Here is a 19753-nt window from a genome sequence, read left to right as displayed (position 1 = left end):
GGGCAGGCTGCGTCAATGCGGCGGGTGGGCGGTCTGTTCCACCGCGCCTAGGATCCCGGTAGAATGCGAGAGCGTCCGCAATTGCGGGCCGCCCGCCTCTATTCTCCTGCCCCCTACCGGATCCAGATGATTGAGCTGCCAGCAATTCGTTGGGGCGAGCCCTACGAATCCCTCGAGGTTGACGAGGTCTCGCACTTCTACACCGGCGAGCCCATCGCCCGCGTGCACACGGTGGGCGCCGGCATCATCCGCCGCGACGCCAAAAAGGCCAAGAACGCCCGCCGGGCGCTGCAGGCGATGTCGCCGGCCGAGCTGATCGCCAAGTGCCGCCAGGCGGGCGAGCTGTTCGAGTCGGGCACGCTGACGGTCGGCGACTCGCAGCAGAGCCCGGCCGACTTCATCCAGCAGCAGTCGGCCACCACCGGCATGCCGGTCAGCATGTGCGAGGCGAACGTCTCGAAGAACGCCTTCATGCTGAAGAACCTGGAGAAGGTGCTCGAGTGCCTGACCCGCGGCCTGGACCTGAACATCCTGGCCCGCGGTTACGGCGAGGAGGGCCGCGGGGTCACGGTGAGCTACGCCGCGCAGTGCGACGCGCTCGGCGCCGTGCTCCCCAGCAACTCGCCCGGCGTGCACACGCTGTGGCTGCCGGTCGTCGCCCTGCAGATGGGCCTGGTGCTCAAGCCGGGCTCATCGGAACCGTGGACCCCCTACCGGGTTTACTCTGCTATGGTCGAGGCCGGCATCCCCGCCGAGGCGTTCTGCTTGTACCCGGGCGCGGGAGCCGAGATAGGCGGCGCGATCCTGGCGAGCTGCCGCCGCAGCATGATCTTCGGCGGGCCCCAGACGATCCAGCAGTACGAGGGCAACCCCCGGGTGCAGCCGCACGGCCCCGGCTACAGCAAGATCCTCCTTGGCGACGACTGCGTCGACCAGTGGGAGGACCACCTCGACATGATGGCCGAAAGCGTGCTCAAGAACGGCGGTCGCAGCTGCATCAACTGCAGCAGCATCTACGCCTCGCGGCACACCAAGGAGATCGCCGCGGCGCTCGCCGAGCGGCTCGGGCCGATCGAGGTCCTCCCGCCCGAGGACCCCAAGGCAGAGCTGGCGGCGTTCACGATCCCCGGCGCCGGCCCGGCCATCTGGGCCGCGCTCGAGGCCGACATCAAGGACCCCCAAACCACGCACATGACCGAGAAGTACGGCGAGCGGCTGGTCGAGAAGTCGCCGGTCGCCTACCTGCGGCCGGTCGTGCTGCACTGCGCCAGCCCCGAGGCGCCGGCCGCCAACAAGGAGTACATGTTCCCGGCGGTCAGCGTGGTCGAGTGCCCGCAGAACAAGATGCTGTCGGCAATCGGCACGACCCTGATCGGCACCGCGGTGACCAACGACGAGTCGTTCCGCGCCGACCTGATCGACTCCACCGACATCGACCGCCTGAACCTCGGCCCGATCCCGACCCCGCAGGTCGACTGGCTGCAGCCGCACGAGGGCAACCTGATTGAGTTCCTGTACCGCAACCGCGCGGTGCAGGTAGCGTAGCGGGTGGCTGGCGATCGCGATGCCCCCGCGCAGCGGGGGTGAGCCGACAGTCCCCCTCCCCTTGATGGGGAGGGGCTAGGGGAGGGGTGAAGATGTACCGCGACCGCAACCAGCGCGATTTCGCCCGCAAGCTGCGTTGTGAGATGACCGAGGAAGAACGCCTGCTGTGGCGAGGCTTGCAGCGTCGGCAACTGGGTGGCCTGAAGTTCCGCCGCCAGGCGGCGATCGGCGCCTACATCGTTGACTTTGCTTGCTTCGACCGAAGAATTATTGTCAAGCTCGATGGAGGTCAGCACAACGATCCTGCCAAGCGGCAGTACGGTGAGCAACGGTCAGCGTGGCTACGAACGTAGGGCTACCGTGTGCTCCGGTATTGGAACTTCGACGTGAGTGACGATGTGGACGCTGTTATCGAGGCCATTTGGATAGCGGCGCAAGAGCAACCAGTGGGGCAGCCCCCCACCCCTAGCCCCTCCCCACCAGGGGGAGGGGGATGATCGCCTCGCTCCCGCTTCGCCGGAGCATCGCCCCACCGCCCGCCTAAAATCCACATCTGCGACTCCCCCACAAATGCTCCCCTTCGACTTCCACTGCCCCACCCGCACGCTCTTCGGCCCCGGACGGATCCAAGAGTTGGGTGATCTCGTCGCCCGGCTTGGCGCGCGGCGGGCGATGGTGGTCTCCGATCCCGGCATCATCCAGGCGGGGCACACCCAGCGGGGCGTCGACCACCTGCAGGCCGCCGGGTTCGAGACGCTCGTCTTTGACGGCGTGCAGGAGAACCCCACCACCGACAACGTCGACGCCGGTGTAGCGGTCGCCAAGGACTACCGGCCCGACGTGATTGTCGCGATCGGCGGCGGCAGCAGCATGGACTGCGCGAAGGGGATCAACTTCGTTTACTCGTGTGGCGGCCGGATGCAGGACTACTGGGGGGTCGGCAAGGCGACCGCCGAAATGCTGCCGATGGCGGCCGTGCCGACCACCTCCGGCACCGGCAGCGAGGCCCAATCGTTCGCCCTGATCTCCGACGTCGAGACCCACGCCAAGATGGCCTGCGGCGACAAGCGGGCCGCCTTCCGCCTGGCGATCCTCGACCCGGAGCTGACGCTCACGCAGCCGCCGATGGTCACCGCCCTAACGGGCATCGACGCCATCGCCCACACGCTCGAGACGCTCGTCACCAAGAAACGCAACCAGGTGTCGCACGCGTTCAGCCGCGAGGCGTGGCGGCTCCTCTCGCAGGGATTCCCGCGGGTGATCTCCGACCCGACCGATCTTCAGGCCCGTGGCCTGATGCAGCAGGGCGCGAGCTTCGCCGGGTTCGCGATCGAGAACTCGATGCTCGGCGCCGCGCACGCGCTGGCGAACCCGCTCACGGCGACCTACGGAATCGTCCACGGCCAGGCGGTCGGCATGATGCTGCCGCATGTTGTTTCGCACAACGCGGCCCACTGCGACGACGCCCGGTCGGCGTACGACGTGATTGACGCCGGCGACGCGGCGGGTCTGGCGACATTGCTCGGTCGTCTTCTTTCCGAGGCCGGCTTGGCGTCGACGCTGTCAGAGCTCGGCGTCGACCGCGCCAAGCTCCCCGAGCTCGCCACGCAGGCCGCCACGCAGTGGACCGGCAATTTTAATCCTGTCCAGATGACCGCTGACGACTACCGGGCGCTGTACGAGGCGGCGTTCTGATTCTTCCTTCCCCAGGCGACGAGCATCCATGAACCACGCATTCCGCGCACCGGCTAGTCGAAAAATGGGGACTGGCTCGAAACGCGATATCGGATGGAAGCATCCTTCGGCCCGTGGGCTTCGTGCCGGTCCCCTTTTTTCGACGGACCATTCGAGTGGCCCGCATGAAACGGGGACAGGCACGCGACCGCAGTCACGCCTCAACCGCGAGCGTCGATTTCTTTGCGGTCGAGAGCCAGTCCCCAATTCAAGCTTGCGTAACAGGTTGGCGTCACGGCTCCGAGAGCCGTGCTACAGAGGGGCGTTCGCGCTAGCGCTCGTTGGTTTCGTATTCGCTCACTCAGCGTCGGCCGCGGAATGGCCGTTCGAGCGCGGTGACTTGGCCGGCACGGGCGCGTCGAGTGCCAAGCTGCCGGCCGAGCCGGAGCTGCTGTGGGAGTACAAGGCCGACGACGCGTTCGAGGCGACGCCGGTCTCGGTGGGCGGGGTCGCCTACATCGCCGACGCCGGCGGCGCCGTGCACGCGATCCGTGTCGCCGACGGCCAGCAGGTGTGGACCAAGGCCTTCGACGACGCCATCTTTATCTCCTCGGCGGCGGTCGAAGGGGACAAGCTGATCGTCGCCGACATCGACGGCCTGGTCCGCTGCCTGTCGACCAAGGACGGCGCGGAGCTCTGGCAGGCCGACGCCGACGCCGAGGTCAACGCCGGGCCGACGATCTACCAGGGCGCCGCGCTGGTCACTACCGAGGCCGGCGCACTGCTCGCCTTCCACTTGGCGAGCGGCGAGAAGCAGTGGGAGTTCTCGATCGACGCGCCGCTGCGGTGCTCGCCGACCGTCGCCGAGGGCCGCATCCTGCTGGCCGGCTGCGACGCCAAGCTGCACGCGATCGACGCGTCGACCCACAAAGAAACGGGCAGCGTCGACATCGGCTCGCAGACCGGCAACAGCGCCGCCTCGCTCGGCGGCCGCGCGTACTTCGGCACCGAGGGGGGCGCGTTCTACGCGATGGACGCCAAGGATCAGCTCGCCGAGGCGTGGCAGTTCAACAACCCCAGCCGGGCGTCCGGCATCCGCACCGCGGCCGCGGTCGCAGAGAACGCGGTCGTCTACGCGACGCAGGCCAAGGAGGTGTTCGCGCTCAACCCGGCCGACGGCCAGCCGCTGTGGGACGTCCCCACGCGGAGCCGCGTCGAGGCCTCGCCGGTGATTGTCGGCGACCGCGTCGTGGTGGCCACCAGCCGCGGCCGCCTGCTGCTGCTCGACCTCGCCACCGGCGACGAGTCGTGGCAGTACAACGCCGGCGGCTCGTTCATCGCCCCGGCGGCGGTGGTCGGCAACAAGTTGCTGATCGCCAACGACGACGGCGTGGTGTACTGCTTCGGGGCGAAGAGTCCCTAGCGCCCCGTTGGCCGGTTCGCACAACAGAATCCCCCTCCACCGCTCGCGGGGGAGGGGCTAGGGGAGGGGGCGGCGCTGGGGACAGGGGGCGCCGAACGATTGCATCGAATGCGAAACCACAGCAGGGGACGTGAAGCGTCAATGGTCGTCCACCCCCTCCCCTAACCCCTCCCCCTGCCGGGGAGGGGGACATCTTGTGCCGCGACTGACGCTGCGGCAACCTCGCCAAATTCGCCTGAAAAGCGAGTGCTGATACGGCTCTGTTGCGTCTTGCGCGATTAGCCGATCGTGGCCCCAGCGGTTAGAATGCCCCTATGGCAGAATCCACCAAAACCGACGTCGGCAGCTACTTCATCAGCAACTACCCGCCGTTCTCACAGTGGTCGACCGACCACGTGCCCGAGATCGAGGCGGCCATGGCCAGCCCGCCCGCGGACGTGCCGCTGGGGCTGTACCTGCACATCCCGTTCTGCCGCAAGCGGTGCAAGTTCTGCTACTTCAAGGTGTTCACCGACAAGAACGCGGAGAACATCGAGCGGTACCTCGCCGCCCTGTCCCGCGAGATCGAGCTCGTCAGCCAGCAGCCGGTGATGGGCGAGCGGCCGTTCCGCTTCGTCTACTTCGGCGGCGGCACGCCGTCGTACCTGTCGAGCCGCCAGCTCAACCGGCTGGTCGACCGGCTGCGGGCGAACATCGACTGGTCGCTGGCCGAGGAGGTCACGTTCGAGTGCGAGCCCGGCACCCTCAGCGAGGCCAAGGTCAACACGCTCCGCGAGATCGGCGTCACGCGGCTGAGCCTCGGCGTCGAGCACTTCACCGACGCCATCCTCGAGGCCAACGGCCGCGCGCACCTGTCGGCCGAGGTGTACAAGGTCTACCCGTGGATCCAGGCCGCCGGCTTCGACAGCGTCAACATCGACCTGATCGCCGGCATGGTCGGCGAGACCTGGGAGACCTGGCGCGACGCCGTGAAGAAGGCGCTCGACATGGCGCCCGACAGCGTCACGATCTACCAGATGGAGCTGCCGTTCAACACCGTCTACTCGAAGGACATCCTCGGCGGCCAGATCGAGACCCCGGTCGCCGACTGGCCGCTCAAGCGTGAGTGGGTCGACTGGGCGTTCGACCAGTTTACCGAGCAGGGCTACTCGGTCAGCAGCGCCTACACCATGGTCAAGACGCCCGACGTGAAGTTCAGCTACCGCGACAACCTGTGGCGCGGCTCCGACCTGCTGGCCACCGGCATCGCCAGCTTCGGCCACGTCGGCGGGGTGCACTACCAGAACCACCCCGAGTGGGAAGAGTACTGCGGCAACCTCGAAGAGGGCAAGCTGCCGCTCGCTCGGGCGCTGACGATCACCGACCACCAGGCCCTCGTGCGGGAGATGATCCTGCAGCTCAAGAAGGGCTGGCTCGACGCCGGCTACTTCCGCGACAAGTTCGGCGTGGAGATCACGTCGCTGTGGGAGGGCGCCTGGAAGGAATTCACCGACCACGGCTGGCTGACGGTCAACGGCGACCGCATCGAGCTGACCCGCGCCGGCCTGCTGCGTGTCGACGGCCTGCTGCCGGCGTTCTTTGAGGCCGAGCACCAGGGCGTGCGGTACACGTAGGGCGGCGCCGCAACTGCGGCGCGTCATCCGGACCGCTCGTAGCCCCCGGCTCTGCCGGGGGATAGCTTGGCGAGCGATAGCGCCACGCCATCTCGATCGGGCTTGCAGCGTCTCCCCTCCCCCTCGTGGGGAGGGTTAGGGAGGGGAGCACCGGTCGCTGACGCTCCCTTGTGGTTGCGCCTATGGGCGCCAGTGGCGCCCCAGCCGCGGCCGTTGTGCTCTAATGAACCCGGCCTCGCCACCGCACCCCCGACATCACGGATCGAACCATGTCAGCAGAAACCTTCACTCTGGCCAGCGGCGGGCAGCTCCCGGCGATTGGCCTCGGACTCTGGAAACTTGAAGACGAGAAGCTCGGCCCGATCGTACGCCGGGCAATCGAGCTCGGCTACCGGCACTTCGACAGCGCGTGCGACTACGGCAACGAGCCCGCCTTCGGCGCGGCGCTCGAGCAGTCGCTGGCCGACGGGCTGTGTAAGCGGGAGGACCTCTGGATCACCTCCAAGCTGTGGAACACCTACCACGCGCCGGAGCACGTCCGGCCCGCCATCGAGCGGACGCTGTCCGACCTGAAACTCGACTCGCTCGACCTGTACCTGATCCACTTCCCGATCGCGCAGCAGTTTGTGCCGTTCGACAAGCGGTACCCGCCCGGCTGGTTCTTCGACCCGGAAGCCGACGAGCCCGCCATGGAGTTCGACGCGACCCCCCTGCACGAGACCTGGGCCGCCATGGAGTCGCTCGTCGACGCCGGGCTGACCCGGCACATCGGCGTCTGCAACTACAACACGGCCCTGCTGCACGACCTGATGAACTACGCCCGCATCCGGCCCGACGTGCTGCAGGTGGAGCTGCACCCGCTGCTGACGCAGGAGCGGCTGGTCCGCTTCGCCCGCGAACGCGACATCACGGTCACCGCGTTCAGCCCGCTCGGCTCGCCGTCGTACGTGCCGCTGGGGATGGCGGGCGAGGGGGAGTCGCTGCTGGACCACAGCACGGTCAAGGAGATCGCCGCCCGGCACAGCAAGTCGCCGGCCCAGGTGCTGCTGCGGTGGGGCGTGCAGCGCGGCACGGCCGTGATCCCCAAGACGTCCAACCCGGAGCGGCTGGAGGAGGACTTCGCGATCTTCGACTTCGAGCTCACCGCCGACCAGATGCAGCGGATCGCCGAGCTCAACCAGAACCGCCGCTTCAACGACCCCGGGACGTTCTGCGAGGACGCGTTCAACACGTTCTGCCCGATCTACGATTGAGATCACGTTTGGAAGCAGCGGTGAGCTTGAAAAGGGGACTGGCTCGCAACCGCGCGGCGCGTGATCGCGATTAAGTCGGACGTAGCCGCGGCTGCGTGCCTGTCCCTTTTTCAAGCGTGGCGCAACGGTGGTCCGTCGAAAACGGGGACAGGCACGACGCCGGCGAGGATCCCTGGCGGGTTCCGACCGCTGTTGGGCGTCGAGCCAGTCCCCCTTTCCGACTCGTGTGTTCGTGCTGCATCCGTGACCGTGCTTGCGGTACGATAGGCTCAGTAGCCGACGGATTACATCCGTCGGACGCCCCGCGGACCGCCGCCGCCGCCTCGTTCTCCGCTGGAGGTAATCCATCGGCAGCCGGAGAAGCACTGCCGGCTAAAGGCAGACGACCCAACCCCGCAAGTCGACTGCCATGGCTCGCTTCACGCTGTTCGACCTGATGTTCCTGACGGCAGCGACCGCCGTAGTGTGCGACGGCTTCGCCTACCACGAGGGCTGGGGCACGGTGGTGATGATGCTAGTGGTTCCGGTCGCCGGTCGTACGCTGCTGGCCCTGCAGCGGCGGGCAGAAAGAAGCCTGCCGACCAGTGTCCAACGGAAGTCGTCGCTGCTGCTCACGTCACTCGGCGTGGTGCTGCTCGTGTACCTTGGTGTTGTCGTCTGGGTTGGGGCGATGGTGTCGGTGGGGAATCTCGCTAAGAGCCCGGTCAGCGCCGCCGAGCGGCTGCGGCTCGTCGGCCTGGCATTGTTTCCGTTGATGGGGCTGCTGGGCGTCACGGATCTGACAAGCCGCTGGGTAGGCCGCCGCTGGGAACGTGATACAACCTGCGAGTAGAAAATGGCGTCCCCAACCATGGCAGATGATCGGGTCGAATGAGCGAAGCCACACCGCCGCCCCACGACGACGAGCCGAACCCGTACCAGTCGCCGCAGGCGGACGACTCGCCCGCTGCGGGCGAGGCCCCCTCGGGGGCGTTTGAATCGCTGTATATGGCCGTCGCGCTCGGCGCGACACTGGTCGGGGTCGCGATCTCGCCGGGCGTCGGGATCCTGATCGGGCTGGTGGCGATCCCGGTGATGATCCGCTCGCTGATGCTGTTTCGCGGTCGGGAGCGGCGGGGGCTCGCGACCTCCCGTGGCAAGAAGGTTGGGTTCATCGCCAGCTCGACGATGGCGGCGATCGGGATCTACCTCATGCTGACGGCGTTCTTTGCCGCGTGGCTGTTCTTTGGGTTCTACTCGGGGATTGTGGCGGTTTGTGGCAGCGGTCCGCGGGAAACGCCGCTGAACGTGACGCTGTTCTTGCTGCTCGGCCTGGGCGCGTTGTTGACCGGCGGCTGGCTGAGCTTGAAGGTCATCCGAACGCGTTGGCAGGAAGACGTAGAGGCAGAGGACAAGGCGGCGAATCGCCCGCCAGACTAGCCGGCGACGGCCACTGAGCTAGACCGCGGCGCTGCCACGGGGTCCAATTGTGGCGTGCGGCCTTCTCCTCTTCGCTAGCGACATGACCGAGACGCAAGACAATCCGTACGAGTCGCCAGGATCGGACGCAGCGCCGATCGACCGCGTCACCCGTCGGTTCCGCCTGCCGGCGGCGATCGCGTTGACGCTGCTCGCTTCCTCGATTTCGTTTTGCTGTGTCTGTTTCCCTCTGGGCGCCGAAGCAGCCATTGCTGACCTAAACCGCTATCATGCTCAGAACGCTGGCGAAGATCCTAATCGCTGGGCTGCGCGGGCCGAGTACTGGCGTTGGTGGTGTTGGGTTGGCGGCGGCGCGGCAGCTGCGGTGGTCGGTTTCGTGGTATGGTCATGGTTGCGAAGACCCAAGCGGTCGCCGCTACCGCCTGCGGCGTAGGTCTCACTCTTGCGAGGCGAGAACATGAGCCAAGACGACGATTCAACGCCCGAAGCACCCCGCAACCCGTACGAGTCGCCGGCGGCGTCGCCGGAAGCCAAGTTCTCTCGCTTCTCGATCCTCGACCTGCTCGGCCTAACCGCGCTGGTGGCGCTCAACTTCGGCGCCTGGGCGTACGAGCCGGGCGCCGGGGTGCTGGTGACCATCGTGTCGGTCCCGGTGGCGGTCCGCTCGCTGTTGGTGTTCAAACGCCGGGCGAAGCTCGGGCTGCCGACCAGCAGTGCGCAGAAGGCGGCGTACATTGGCGGCTCACTGCTGACGGCGGTTGGGGTCTACCTGTTGCTGGCGATTGGGCTGTTCGGCACGCTGTTCGTTGGCTGCTTCGCGCTGATCGCCGCCAACGGCCCGCAGGGCGGAAGCACCGCGCTGTGGCTGACAGCCCTGGCGATCGGCATGCCCATCGGGGCCCTGTGGATAGCCATCGGTGTGGTTCGCCGCCGTTGGCGACGCGACACCGACCCCGGTGATTGATTCGCGACAGCGGTCCCGGCGATAATCGTGCAGGGCCGCGCGGAGTCTCGCGGCTGCTCCTCACTGGCTATCCGCCATGGCGAACCAAGACGACGCGCCGCCGCCCGCGGACCAGAACCCGTTTGGGGTCCCGACCTCCGAGCCGAGCCAACTGCCGGACGCGTCGCTGTTGCGATTCTCGATCCTCGACATGCTGGTGCTCACCGCGCTGGTGGCGGTCAACGCCGGCGGCTGGGCGTACGAGCCCGGCATCGGCCTGCTGGTGACGCTCGTCACCCTGCCCGTGGCGGTCCGGTCGCTGATTGTCTTCAAGCAGCGCGCCGCGGCCGGGCTGCCGACCTCGCCGTTTACCCGGGGCGTGATGCTTGTCGGTTCGCTGGTCGCCGTCGCGGTTGTTTACGCGATGATTGGCTTTTCGCTGTTCGGCGCTCTGTGGGCAACCTGCATGGCTGGCTTGGCCTTTGACCAGGCCAGCAAGCCGCTGTTCGGCATCGGCTTTGTGGCGTTGGCCTTGCTGCTGCCGGTCGCGGGGCTGTGGCTGACGTTCCGGTGGGTCCGCTGGCGGTGGCGGCGGGACACCGACCCCGACCGCCCCCAGGTCGAGTGGGAGCCGCTCGACTGGCGCCGCAACCTGAGGCGATTCTTCGCGAGCATCCTGCGGGGGCAACTCCCCGCCGGCGGCGGGGGCATGCTGCTGGTCACGGCCGCCGCGGGCTTGATCCCGGTCGCGGTGGTCGGGCTGCTGGTGTTCGCCGGCGACCGTTTCGCCAGGCTCGCGACGCAGGGAGACCCGTCGCCGTGGATGGCGGCCCGGGTGACGGTCTTGCTGGCGGTGGCGAGCGGCGTGCTGGTTTGGGTCGCCTGGCGCGGCTGGCAGTGGTGGCGGCTGAGACGCAAGCGGCGTTGAAACGCCATGTCGACTCGCCGGCAGACGCGGTAGGATGGCGCACGCGTACTGCTCACAACAACCGAATGAACTCACAGCGGACCCGTGGCCCAACCCGACCCCAACCCGTACGAGTCGCCCCAGGCCGAATTGTCGCGAGCCCAGCGGGTCGCGCGACGCGTAAGCCTGTGGATCGCGCTCCCGGTGACGGCGGTCGCGATGGTCGTCACGTTCTGCGTTAGCTGCTTTCCAACGGCGGTGTACGTCTGGGACCGCGAGTGGTTTGGCGTCGGCTACGGTCCCGCCGAACCCTTTAGCCTGATTGCGGTGGTCGTCGGCGTCTTCCCGTGGGCGGTCGGGGGGGCTGCGGCGGCGTTTGTTGGGTGGGTGCTGTGGAAATTGATGCGCGGACCAAAGAGAGCGCCAAGATCAACCAGCGAGTCGGGAACGAATGTATGACCGAGACCCCAACCCGTACGAGTCGCCCCAGGCGCCGTCGCCGCCGTACCAGAAGCTGGGCGCCGTCGGCCGGTTCTTCGCTGGGCTGTTGATAGTGGTCGCCACGCTGGCGTCGTTCGCGGTTTGTGGCTTCTCGGTTTGCTTGGCGGGCGTCTCCGCAACGGGGCAGGGGGCCTATCGGGTTCCTTCCGCTGGAGCGTGGTGGGTCATTGGGTTCCTGTCGGTCGGGGCGGGGATCGGCGCAGGGGTAGTGGTGGCGAAGGTGCTGATAAGATTGCTCTTCCATCGGAGCCATGATGGCTGATCAACCCCCGTCGAACCCGTACGAGTCACCCCAGTCGCCGTCGACCCCGCCGCCGCCCATCAAGCGTTTGGGCCTGATAGGGCGTTACTTCGCGGCGCTAGCGGTGCTGGCCGGCGCGCTGATTTCATTTGCCGTCTGCTTCTTTACCGTTTGCTACACTGGACTAGCTATCGGAGGGAGCGGGCCGTATGGCCTGTTGCCTGAGGCCCAGATGCAGGCCCTAGCGGCCGTTTCCTCTCTGCTAGGCCTTGTCGCCGCCGTTGCTGTCGCGCGAGTGCTGACCCACCGGCTGCTGAGAGGTGAGAAAGATCAATGACGCTCCCCTTCCGCGAATACACTTATCTCGGAAACACCCAGTCGCTCTGCCCGGAGTGCCTACAGGTGGTGCCGGCGAAGATCCTCGACCGCCGCGGCCGGGTCTACTTCCGCAAGCGGTGCCCCGAGCACGGCGTGCGGGAAGACTTTGTCTGCAGCGACTCCCGCTGGTTCGACAAGCCGGGCTACCACACGCCGGCGCGGCAGCCGCTGCAGATGGCGGTCGAGCCCAGCCGCGGCTGCCCCTACGACTGCGGGCTGTGCACCGAGCACGAGCAGCACACCTGCATCGGCCTGTTGGAGATTACCTCGGCGTGCAACCTCGAGTGCCCGATCTGCTTCGCGTCGAGCGGCCCCGGTGGCCATCACCTGACGGTCGAGCAGTGCCGCGCGGCGATTGACCATCTGGTCGCGGCCGAGGGCCAGGCCGAGATCCTGCAGCTGTCGGGCGGAGAGCCGACTATCCACCCGCAGTTCTTCGACATCTGCGACTACGCGTGCAGCCAGCCGATCGACTACGTGATGGTCAACACCAACGGCTTGCGGCTCGCCCGCGACCGGGCGTTCGCCGAGCGGCTCGCCGCGCAGCGGCACAAGGTTGAGATCTACCTGCAGTTCGACGGCCTCGAAGACTCGAACTACGACGCCCTGCGTGACGCCTCGCTGCTAGAAGTCAAGCAGCAGGCGGTCGAGGTGTGCGGCGAGGTCGGGCTGAACGTGATCCTGGTCGCCACGCTGCAGGCCGGCGTCAACGCCGACCAGATCGGCCCGATCGTCCGCTACGGGATGCAGCGCCCCAGCGTCACCGGCGTCAGCTTCCAGCCCGCCTGCTACACCGGGCGGCACTTCCTGCCGGCCGACCTCGAGGACCGCATCACCTTCCCCGATGTCTTGCACAGCCTGGAAGAGCAGTGCGGCGATGTGTGGCGAGCGTCCGACTTCACGCCGCTGCCGTGCGCGCACCCCAACGGGCACACACTGGCTTACGGCTACCGCAGCGGATCGGAAGTGACGCCGCTCGCGCGGTTTGTCGACATCGAGCAGAACCTCGACCTACTCTCCGGTGGCATCACCTTCACGCGGCCGCGGGCCAGGCAATTGATTGAGCAGGTGATGAGCCGGCTGACCTGTGGCGAGGGGTGTGGGTGTGGGGCCGTGGAGCTGGGGGGCGTTGGTGGGGCGGAGGCTGGCTTGGTGCAGATAGGACAGGTGGGGGGACAGCGAGGGGCGACCCCTACCCCCTCACCCGACCTCTCCCCCCGGGGGGGAGAGGGAGTTGGGGTGGCGGCGGAGTTTTTTGAGCGGGCGATGACCGAGCGGCTCACACCGGCCAACATGTTCCGCATCACGACGACCTCGTTCATGGACGCCTACAACTTCGACGTGCGGCAGCTGATGAAGAGCTGCGTCCACTTTGTGCTGCCGACTGGGCACCTGATCCCGTTCAGCGCGTACAACGTGCTGTACCGCGAAGGGCACGTGCCACTGCCGAAGCTGAAGCCGCAAGAGGCTACGGTGTAGACGAAGGGAAGGGAACACTGATGAACACTAATAGACGCTAGCCGGTTTGCCTGCTGTCATTAGCTGAGTTTAGCGTTCCCTCCCCGAGACCTCACAGACTGACTACGGAATCGAATTGAGATGAAGAGCCGTCGGACCATTTGGTTGCTGGTCGCCCTTCTGGCTGTCGCCGCGTTCGGTTTGGCGTGGTTCGGCGAGGGCGGGGGCGGGGAGTACCGCGACTCGCCCGACGGCCAGTGGCAGGCGGAGGCGATGACTGTCTCTGGCGGGACTTGGTTTCACGGCCGGATTCGATCGGTCAGGATCAAGGTGACCGACAACAGCACTGGCCTGGTCGTTTGGCAGGTGCGTCTTATTTCGTTGCCGGGAGAAAGCGTGCCCGAGCTGCGTGACCGATCGAAGCGATTCGTGAGCTGGGACGCGGCGTCGACCGTGGCAACGATCGACCTCGGGCAAATGGGCGTGGTGCGATTGCCGGTTCCGTAGGCACCAATTAGGGAGCGCTAATGATCGCCAATGGCGCCGATGGGTCGCCGCCGGCGTATATCAGCGCTTATTAGTGTTCCTTCCTCTAGCGTAGTTCCTGCTAGACTTTGTTCCCTTCGTTCTCTTCTATCCAAACTGGTTGCAACCTTGGAGTCGTGCCTGTGTGGTGGGCGTACCTGCTGTGTGCTTTTGGCGGGGGCGTGGCGGCGCTGGCGGCATTGGCGATCGCGATCACGACGACCAGCCGTCGGAATGGGCTGATGTCGATCACCTTCGGCGGTGACTCGCCCAAGCAGTACGACGACCTCGAGCTGCTCGAGCACGAGGTCCGACCGGGCGGGGTCTACGTGCGGTACCGCAACAACGGGCGAGAGACCTCCGGCAGCGTGTCGTTCCGGGTGAAGGTGTACGAGCCGGGCGACCGGCTGATCGCCGAGGTGATGGTCTTCACCGACGAGCCGGTCGCGCCCGGCGGGGTCGGCGAGAACATCCTGCCGGCCTACGAGCTGGAGCGGTCATGGGTCCAGGACCCGGCCAACCGTATTCATGTTATGCTGCTGCACGGCTGGCTGCCGGAGGGCCCCGCGGGGCACGCCCTGGTTGCCTGACCGGCAGGGTCGGGTGGTTCCTCGCCCGTGGGTCGGCTGGCCGCGTTGAAAAAGTCGCCGCGCCAGCACTAGATTTTGTCGGAAACCTAAATCAAAATGCGAGATCGTGTCGGGCCCGGCATTCGCCGCGGGTCGCTTCTCATCCTTCGTCTGCTCGTTCCCTAGAATCCTATGCACATCTTCAACTGCCTGCCGCTAGCCGCGATGGGGGCGCTCGACTGGGGCGTCATCATCATCTACTTCTGCATCATCGGGTTCGTGGCCTGGTGGTACGGGCGGAACCAGCAGGACACCGACGACTTTTTCTTGGCGGGCCGCAACGCCGGCTGGGTGGTGATTGGCGCGTCGATCTTCACGTCGAACATTGGCTCGGAGCACATTGTCGGCCTGGCGGGGCAGGGCGCCGCGACCGGCATGGCGATGGCCCACTGGGAGCTCCACGCGTGGGTGCTGATCCTGCTGGCCGGCATCTTTGTGCCGTTCTATTACAAGTCGGGCGTGCAGACGATCCCGGAGTTTCTTGAGAAACGTTTCAACGCCACGACCCGCCTGCTGCTGTCGCTGGTCTCGCTGGTGGCGTACATCTTCACCAAGGTGAGCGTCACGGTGTACGCCGGCGCCATCGTGTTCAAGGCGCTGTTGCCAGAGATCGAGCTCGACCTCGGCTTTGTGTTCCTCGACGCCTTCTGGATCGGCGCCTTCTCGACCGTCATCCTGACCGGTCTGTACACGGTGTTCGGCGGCATGCGGGCGATCATGGCGACCGCCACCCCGCAGGCGGTGATCATCCTGTTCGGCTCGTTTGTGATCACTGCCATCGGCCTCAACCGGCTGAGCATGGGAGAGGGCGTTGTCGCCGGCTGGGGCGAGTTGGTCGGCGCGGCCAAGGAGAACGCCGACCAGTTCGCGTTGTGGCGGCCGCTGTCCGACCCCGATTTCCCGTGGCTCGGCGTGCTGATCGCCTCGCCGATCATCGGCATCTGGTACTGGTGCACCGACCAGTACATCGTGCAGCGGACCCTGGCCGCCAAGGACCTGGCCACCGCCCGTCGCGGCGCCCTGTTCGGCGGCCTGCTGAAGGTCTGGCCGGTGCTGATCTTCCTGATCCCGGGCATGATCGGCTGGACGCTCGACAAGGAGTTCAACCGCGGCGCCGACAACCCGGCCCTGGCCGCAACCTACGCGCCGGACGCGTCGAAGGAGGAGCTCGCCAAATCGGTCGCCGACGCCAACGTCGCGCTCCGCGACGTCAACCTGGGCGAGGACGAGAACGGCGCCAGGGGCTTCTACATCCCCCGCAAGCTGCAGAAGAACGCCGACGGCCAGCTCGCCTTCGCCATCGACGGCGACCAGGTGTTCCCGTCGCTGGTGTCGCAGCTGCTGCCGCCCGGCATCCGCGGCCTGATTGTGGCCTGCCTGCTGTCGGCGCTGATGAGCTCGCTGGCGTCGCTGTTCAACTCGAGCGCCGCGTTGTTCACGGTGGACGTCTACGAGAAGATCCGGCCCGGCATGTCGCAGAGCCACCTGCTGACCGTGGGCCGCATCGCGACGACCGTGGTGGTCGGGGCGGGAATTGTTTGGATCCCGGTGATGAAGGCGATCGCCGGCGGCGGCCTGTACCAGTACCTGCAGAGCGTGCAGGGGTACCTCGCGCCGCCGATCACCGCGGTGTTCCTGCTCGGCTTGTTCTGGCCGCGGATGAACGCCGCCGGCGCCACCGCGGCCCTGGCGATCGGCTTCGTGCTCGGCATGTTCAAGCTCACCGTGCAGGCGATGTACGGCGTCGAAGAGGGGAAGATCAGCGACCCGGCGTGGCTCGCCTCGATCGGCGACTTCAACTTCCTCTACGCCACTGGCGTGCTGATGCTGATCAGCATCGTGGTGATGATCGGGGTCTCGTTGATGACCGCCGCGCCGACCGAAGAGAAGACCCGCGGCCTGACCTACGGCTCGATCCACCACCTGGCTGAGGACGAGATCTCCGGCAGCTGGGACTGGGGCAACAAGCTGCTGGCCGGCCTGATCCTGCTGTGCGTCGGCGGCATGTACGTGTACTTCAGCTTCTGGCTGCGGTAACCGCCCAAGCGGCGATGTGAAAACAAGAACGGCTCGCCGCGGAGCGCGGCGAGCCGTTTTTTGTTGCCGGGCGGCGTTCGGTGCGGGCGGATTAGATCACCACCGGCTTGCCCAGCGCGCGCCGCACCGGCACAAACTGCCCGGCGTGCATCAGCGGGTGCGAGGCGATCAAGAGCAGCATGTCACCGACCGTCGGGCAGAAGTCCCGCATGTGCTCGGGGCCGGGCTGGTCGAGGTCCTCGGCCGACAGCTTGTCGATGGCGGCGGCGGTCGCCTCGCGGACCTTGGCCTGCAGCTGCTGGTACTCGGCCAGCGTGCAGAACTGGCTCGGGTCGTCGCTCGCAGCGGCTTCTTTGCTGTGGTTCTCGGCGAAGCCGGCCGGCAGCTCGGGGGCCGCGCCGGGGCACACGCCGTCCAGCAGCTGGCACTCCGACGAGATCAGGTGCCCCAGCTGCCAGGCGAGGTGGTTGCAGCCGGCGGCCGGGCGGGTCAGCAGCTCCGCGTCCGAGAGGTCCTCGGTGTACTTGCCGATTACCATGGCGCTCATGGCGGCGGATCGTTTCAGGGCGTCGTGGGCGTTCAAAGTCTATTCCTGGGAAGGGGGTTCCTGGTTCGGAGGAGTGTTGAGGCGTATAGTATCGCACTGCCACCCTGTGGGCGACCGTAGGCTGGTTAACGTTCCGAGAAGTTTCCGCTAAAAGTCCTCCACGACAGCCCCTTCGCTACCGCAGACCGCCATGGCCGACCCCACCGACCCGCAAGTAGTTTGGCACCAGCACGCCGTGACCCGTGAGATGCGCGAGCAGCAGGCCGGCCACCGCGGTTTCGTGCTGTGGTTCACCGGCCTGAGCGGGTCGGGCAAGAGCACCATCGCCGGCGCGGTCGACCAGCAGCTGCACGCCCTCGGCGCCCGGACCTACCTGCTGGACGGCGACAACGTGCGGCACGGGCTGAACGCGGCGCCGAAGATGCTCGAGGACCGCTACGGCGCCGAGCACGCCGAGCGGTTCGGCTTGGGGTTTGGCAAGCAGGACCGCGAGGAGAACATCCGCCGCATCGGCGCGGTGGCCGGGCTGTTCTGCGACGCCGGCTTCGCGACGCTGACGGCGTTCGTGAGCCCCTACCGCGCCGACCGCGACGCCGTGCGGGCGAGCCTGCCCGACGGCGACTTCATCGAGGTGTTTGTCGACACCCCGCTGGAGGTCTGCGAGAGCCGCGACCCCAAGGGTCTGTACAAGAAGGCCCGGGCAGGCGAGATCAAGGGGTTCACCGGGATCGACGACCCATACGAGGCTCCCGCCAACCCGGAGCTGCGGTTGCTGACGGCGGAAAAGGGCATCAGCGAGCTGGCTGATGAGGTCATTCAGTATCTGCGATCCGCCAAAAAGATGACCTCGAAGGTAGATTAAATAGTGCGCTAACGGTTTGACATTTGCCGACCCATACGGTTAGACTGTCGCCTCGCAAGGGACTCGTCGCGCCAAGCTTTCTGACGGAACTCCTACCGAAGCTCCCCACCCCCTTCTGGCGCGGTATTTGCGGATTAACTAAGGACTACGCTGCGGTCGTCTTCGAGGCGGTTGTTCTCGAAACTGGCGCTCGGTTGGACCGCGTCCACTCATGTGGCGCGACGAGCACTTCGCACGACACCTAGTACACAGCAGCGGAAGATCCCTATCTACGGAGGGTAAAGAGTTGCCGCCTACATCCAAGCAGCGTCGCGCAGTCCTGTCTCACGTCGCTGACGTCCCCCAGTTTTCCGCCGAAAGTTCCCCCAGCGAAGGGGGCAGCTTGGCGTCGCGCATTCAAAGCCGCATTCAGCGCCGGCTGGGGGATCGCATCCGTGACCTCCAGGTGTACGTGATCGACAAGAACGTCACGCTGCAGGGGTGCTGCGCCACGTACTATTCTAAGCAGCTAGCCCAGCACGCCGCGCTCGGCGTCCTCGAGGATGAGCGGCTTGAGAACGACATCTGCGTTGGCCTGGTTAACTAGACCCGCCGCTCGGTAGCCTGCCGCCCTATTCGGCCGCGGCTGCCTGCTGAGCGAGCAGATTGAGTCGTTCGGCCAACTGCTGCTCGCCAGATAGCCATTGCATGGCAATCTCCAACGCCCACAGCGGACGATTTCCGAGGATTTCTGATTGGACCTTCGCCAGGTCCTTGTGGGTGCAGACGACCAGGTCGGCGCCGGCCGCGTCGACAGCTACCTGGTCGATATCTTCCCGCGTGTAGCGGTGGTGGTCGGGGAACTCCCGCCAGGCGGCCAGCTTACAGCCGAGCGACTCGAGCGTCCGGCGGAACGCGGCCGGATTGCCAATGCCGCAGAAGGCGGCGACCCGCGTGCCGTCGAGCGTAGCCAGCGTCTGCTCGCGCCCCTCGCTGCTGATCAGCCGCTGCGGGGCGTGGGTTGCCTCGCACCACAGGGCCTGCGGGGCTTGCTTGAGGGCGGTCGCTTTGATCGCCCGTCGCTCGGACTCGTCGACCAGGTCGGCCCGCGTCAGGCAGATCACGTCAGCCCGGCGGAGCGAGCCGACCGGCTCCCGCAGCAGCCCGCGGGGCAGCAGGTGCCCGTGGCCAAACGGGCAGGTCGCGTCCAGGAGCACGATGTCGAGGTCCCGCCCCAGCCGGCGGTGCTGGAACCCGTCGTCCATGAGGATGAGCTGCGTTTCGAGCTCCTCGATTGCGATCCGCGCCGAGGCGACCCGGTCCGGGTCCTGCAGGTGCGGCACGTCGGGCAGCGACTGCTCGAGCTCGATCGCCTCGTCGTTGACGGCGCCCTGCTCGGCGCCGTAGCCGCGGCTGACGATGGCGACCCGCACTGCCGCCTCCCGCAGATAGCGTGCAACCCACTTCACCATCGGCGTCTTGCCGGTGCCGCCGACCGTCAGGTTGCCGATGCTAATGACGGGAACCGACACGCGGGCAACAGCGTCTGAGTCCTTGTCGAACCGCCGGTTCCGCAGCGATACGGCCGCCCGGTACGGCCACTGGCCGCCCCACAGCCCGGCCCGCAGCAGCGCAGCGGCCGGCCCGCGGCGTTTTCCGCTGACGAGTTGGTGGAAGAATTGCTCGTTCACGGGCGAATAGGTAAGCGGCGACGATTACAGGGACTCTGTGGCTGCCCATCCTAGAGATCCGCGGCCCATCGGGCCAGATTGACCCGCCCCGCAGCGGTATAATCGAAGAAAGCCCGCGAAACCTCCTC

At 66.8% G+C, this 19753-nt stretch carries 21 protein-coding genes; 19 read left to right on the top strand and 2 right to left on the bottom strand.

Translation table 11 applies throughout. The features are described from left to right. The first annotated feature begins 126 nt into the window (after positions 1-126). From Pla123a_RS10985 to Pla123a_RS24595, 17 genes are all read left to right on the top strand, one after another. Positions 127-1545: an aldehyde dehydrogenase family protein gene (locus Pla123a_RS10985; protein WP_146586802.1), complete on the top strand. Its 1419-nt coding sequence runs from the start codon at positions 127-129 to the stop codon at positions 1543-1545. Positions 1546-1637: 92 nt separating this feature from the next. Beyond that, on the top strand, positions 1638-1898 hold the full coding sequence (locus tag Pla123a_RS24600) for an endonuclease domain-containing protein (protein WP_197527870.1): 261 nt from the start codon (positions 1638-1640) through the stop codon (positions 1896-1898). A gap of 217 nt (positions 1899-2115) precedes the next feature. After that, positions 2116-3240 (top strand): iron-containing alcohol dehydrogenase, encoded by a 1125-nt coding sequence (locus Pla123a_RS10975; RefSeq protein ID WP_146586800.1) that lies wholly within the window; start codon positions 2116-2118, stop codon positions 3238-3240. A gap of 379 nt (positions 3241-3619) precedes the next feature. Beyond that, positions 3620-4642 carry an outer membrane protein assembly factor BamB family protein gene (locus Pla123a_RS10970; protein WP_197527869.1) on the top strand — a complete coding sequence of 341 codons (1023 nt, stop codon included), beginning with the start codon at positions 3620-3622 and terminating at the stop codon, positions 4640-4642. Between the two features lie 314 nt (positions 4643-4956). After that, entirely contained in the window at positions 4957-6255 is a 1299-nt protein-coding gene (locus Pla123a_RS10965; RefSeq protein ID WP_146586797.1) for a coproporphyrinogen-III oxidase family protein, read from the top strand. Between the two features lie 269 nt (positions 6256-6524). Beyond that, the gene (locus Pla123a_RS10960; protein ID WP_146586795.1) at positions 6525-7508 is read left to right on the top strand and encodes an aldo/keto reductase; all 984 of its coding nucleotides are present in this window, start codon (positions 6525-6527) and stop codon (positions 7506-7508) included. 409 nt (positions 7509-7917) lie between these two features. Further along, positions 7918-8340, top strand: coding sequence for a hypothetical protein (locus Pla123a_RS10955; protein WP_146586793.1), 423 nt, complete (start codon positions 7918-7920; stop codon positions 8338-8340). Positions 8341-8378: 38 nt separating this feature from the next. Beyond that, the gene (locus Pla123a_RS10950) at positions 8379-8927 is read left to right on the top strand and encodes a DUF456 domain-containing protein (protein ID WP_146586791.1); all 549 of its coding nucleotides are present in this window, start codon (positions 8379-8381) and stop codon (positions 8925-8927) included. An 82-nt stretch (positions 8928-9009) separates the two neighbouring features. Then, a complete protein-coding gene (locus Pla123a_RS24995) occupies positions 9010-9360 on the top strand; it encodes a hypothetical protein (protein ID WP_231956394.1) in 351 nt (116 codons plus the stop codon). A 24-nt stretch (positions 9361-9384) separates the two neighbouring features. Beyond that, positions 9385-9891, top strand: coding sequence for a hypothetical protein (locus Pla123a_RS10945; RefSeq protein ID WP_146586789.1), 507 nt, complete (start codon positions 9385-9387; stop codon positions 9889-9891). Between the two features lie 76 nt (positions 9892-9967). Next, positions 9968-10798, top strand: coding sequence for a hypothetical protein (locus Pla123a_RS10940; RefSeq protein ID WP_146586787.1), 831 nt, complete (start codon positions 9968-9970; stop codon positions 10796-10798). A gap of 84 nt (positions 10799-10882) precedes the next feature. Further along, positions 10883-11236 (top strand): hypothetical protein, encoded by a 354-nt coding sequence (locus Pla123a_RS10935; RefSeq protein WP_146586785.1) that lies wholly within the window; start codon positions 10883-10885, stop codon positions 11234-11236. After that, positions 11229-11540, top strand: a complete 312-nt coding sequence (locus Pla123a_RS10930) for a hypothetical protein (protein ID WP_146586783.1) — start codon at positions 11229-11231, stop codon at positions 11538-11540. The genes Pla123a_RS10935 and Pla123a_RS10930 overlap by 8 nt, the downstream gene beginning before the upstream one ends. A gap of 312 nt (positions 11541-11852) precedes the next feature. Continuing rightward, entirely contained in the window at positions 11853-13376 is a 1524-nt protein-coding gene (locus tag Pla123a_RS10925) for a radical SAM protein (RefSeq protein WP_146586781.1), read from the top strand. A gap of 120 nt (positions 13377-13496) precedes the next feature. Continuing rightward, positions 13497-13862, top strand: coding sequence for a hypothetical protein (locus Pla123a_RS10920; protein WP_197527868.1), 366 nt, complete (start codon positions 13497-13499; stop codon positions 13860-13862). A gap of 155 nt (positions 13863-14017) precedes the next feature. After that, positions 14018-14470 (top strand): hypothetical protein, encoded by a 453-nt coding sequence (locus tag Pla123a_RS10915; RefSeq protein WP_231956393.1) that lies wholly within the window; start codon positions 14018-14020, stop codon positions 14468-14470. A gap of 171 nt (positions 14471-14641) precedes the next feature. Then, positions 14642-16546: a sodium:solute symporter gene (locus Pla123a_RS24595; protein WP_197527867.1), complete on the top strand. Its 1905-nt coding sequence runs from the start codon at positions 14642-14644 to the stop codon at positions 16544-16546. 91 nt (positions 16547-16637) lie between these two features. Here the strand turns inward: Pla123a_RS24595 and Pla123a_RS10905 are convergent, their stop codons facing one another. Continuing rightward, a complete protein-coding gene (locus Pla123a_RS10905; protein ID WP_231956392.1) occupies positions 16638-17129 on the bottom strand; it encodes a DinB family protein in 492 nt (163 codons plus the stop codon). 154 nt (positions 17130-17283) lie between these two features. On the opposite strand from Pla123a_RS10905, the gene cysC reads away from it, so the two are divergent. Together cysC and Pla123a_RS24590 are read left to right on the top strand one after the other, a co-directional pair. Continuing rightward, positions 17284-17955, top strand: coding sequence for an adenylyl-sulfate kinase (cysC, locus tag Pla123a_RS10900; RefSeq protein WP_146586775.1), 672 nt, complete (start codon positions 17284-17286; stop codon positions 17953-17955). Between the two features lie 382 nt (positions 17956-18337). After that, positions 18338-18541 carry a BON domain-containing protein gene (locus Pla123a_RS24590; protein ID WP_197527866.1) on the top strand — a complete coding sequence of 68 codons (204 nt, stop codon included), beginning with the start codon at positions 18338-18340 and terminating at the stop codon, positions 18539-18541. Between the two features lie 25 nt (positions 18542-18566). On the opposite strand, the gene lpxK is transcribed toward Pla123a_RS24590, so the two are convergent. Next, complete coding sequence (gene lpxK, locus Pla123a_RS10890) at positions 18567-19625, bottom strand: tetraacyldisaccharide 4'-kinase (protein ID WP_146586771.1); 1059 nt, start codon at positions 19623-19625, stop codon at positions 18567-18569. Positions 19626-19753 lie beyond the last annotated feature (128 nt).

The organism is Posidoniimonas polymericola (assembly GCF_007859935.1).
GTDB classification, from domain to species: domain Bacteria; phylum Planctomycetota; class Planctomycetia; order Pirellulales; family Lacipirellulaceae; genus Posidoniimonas; species Posidoniimonas polymericola.
This window is presented reverse-complemented; position numbering and strand designations above follow the sequence as displayed.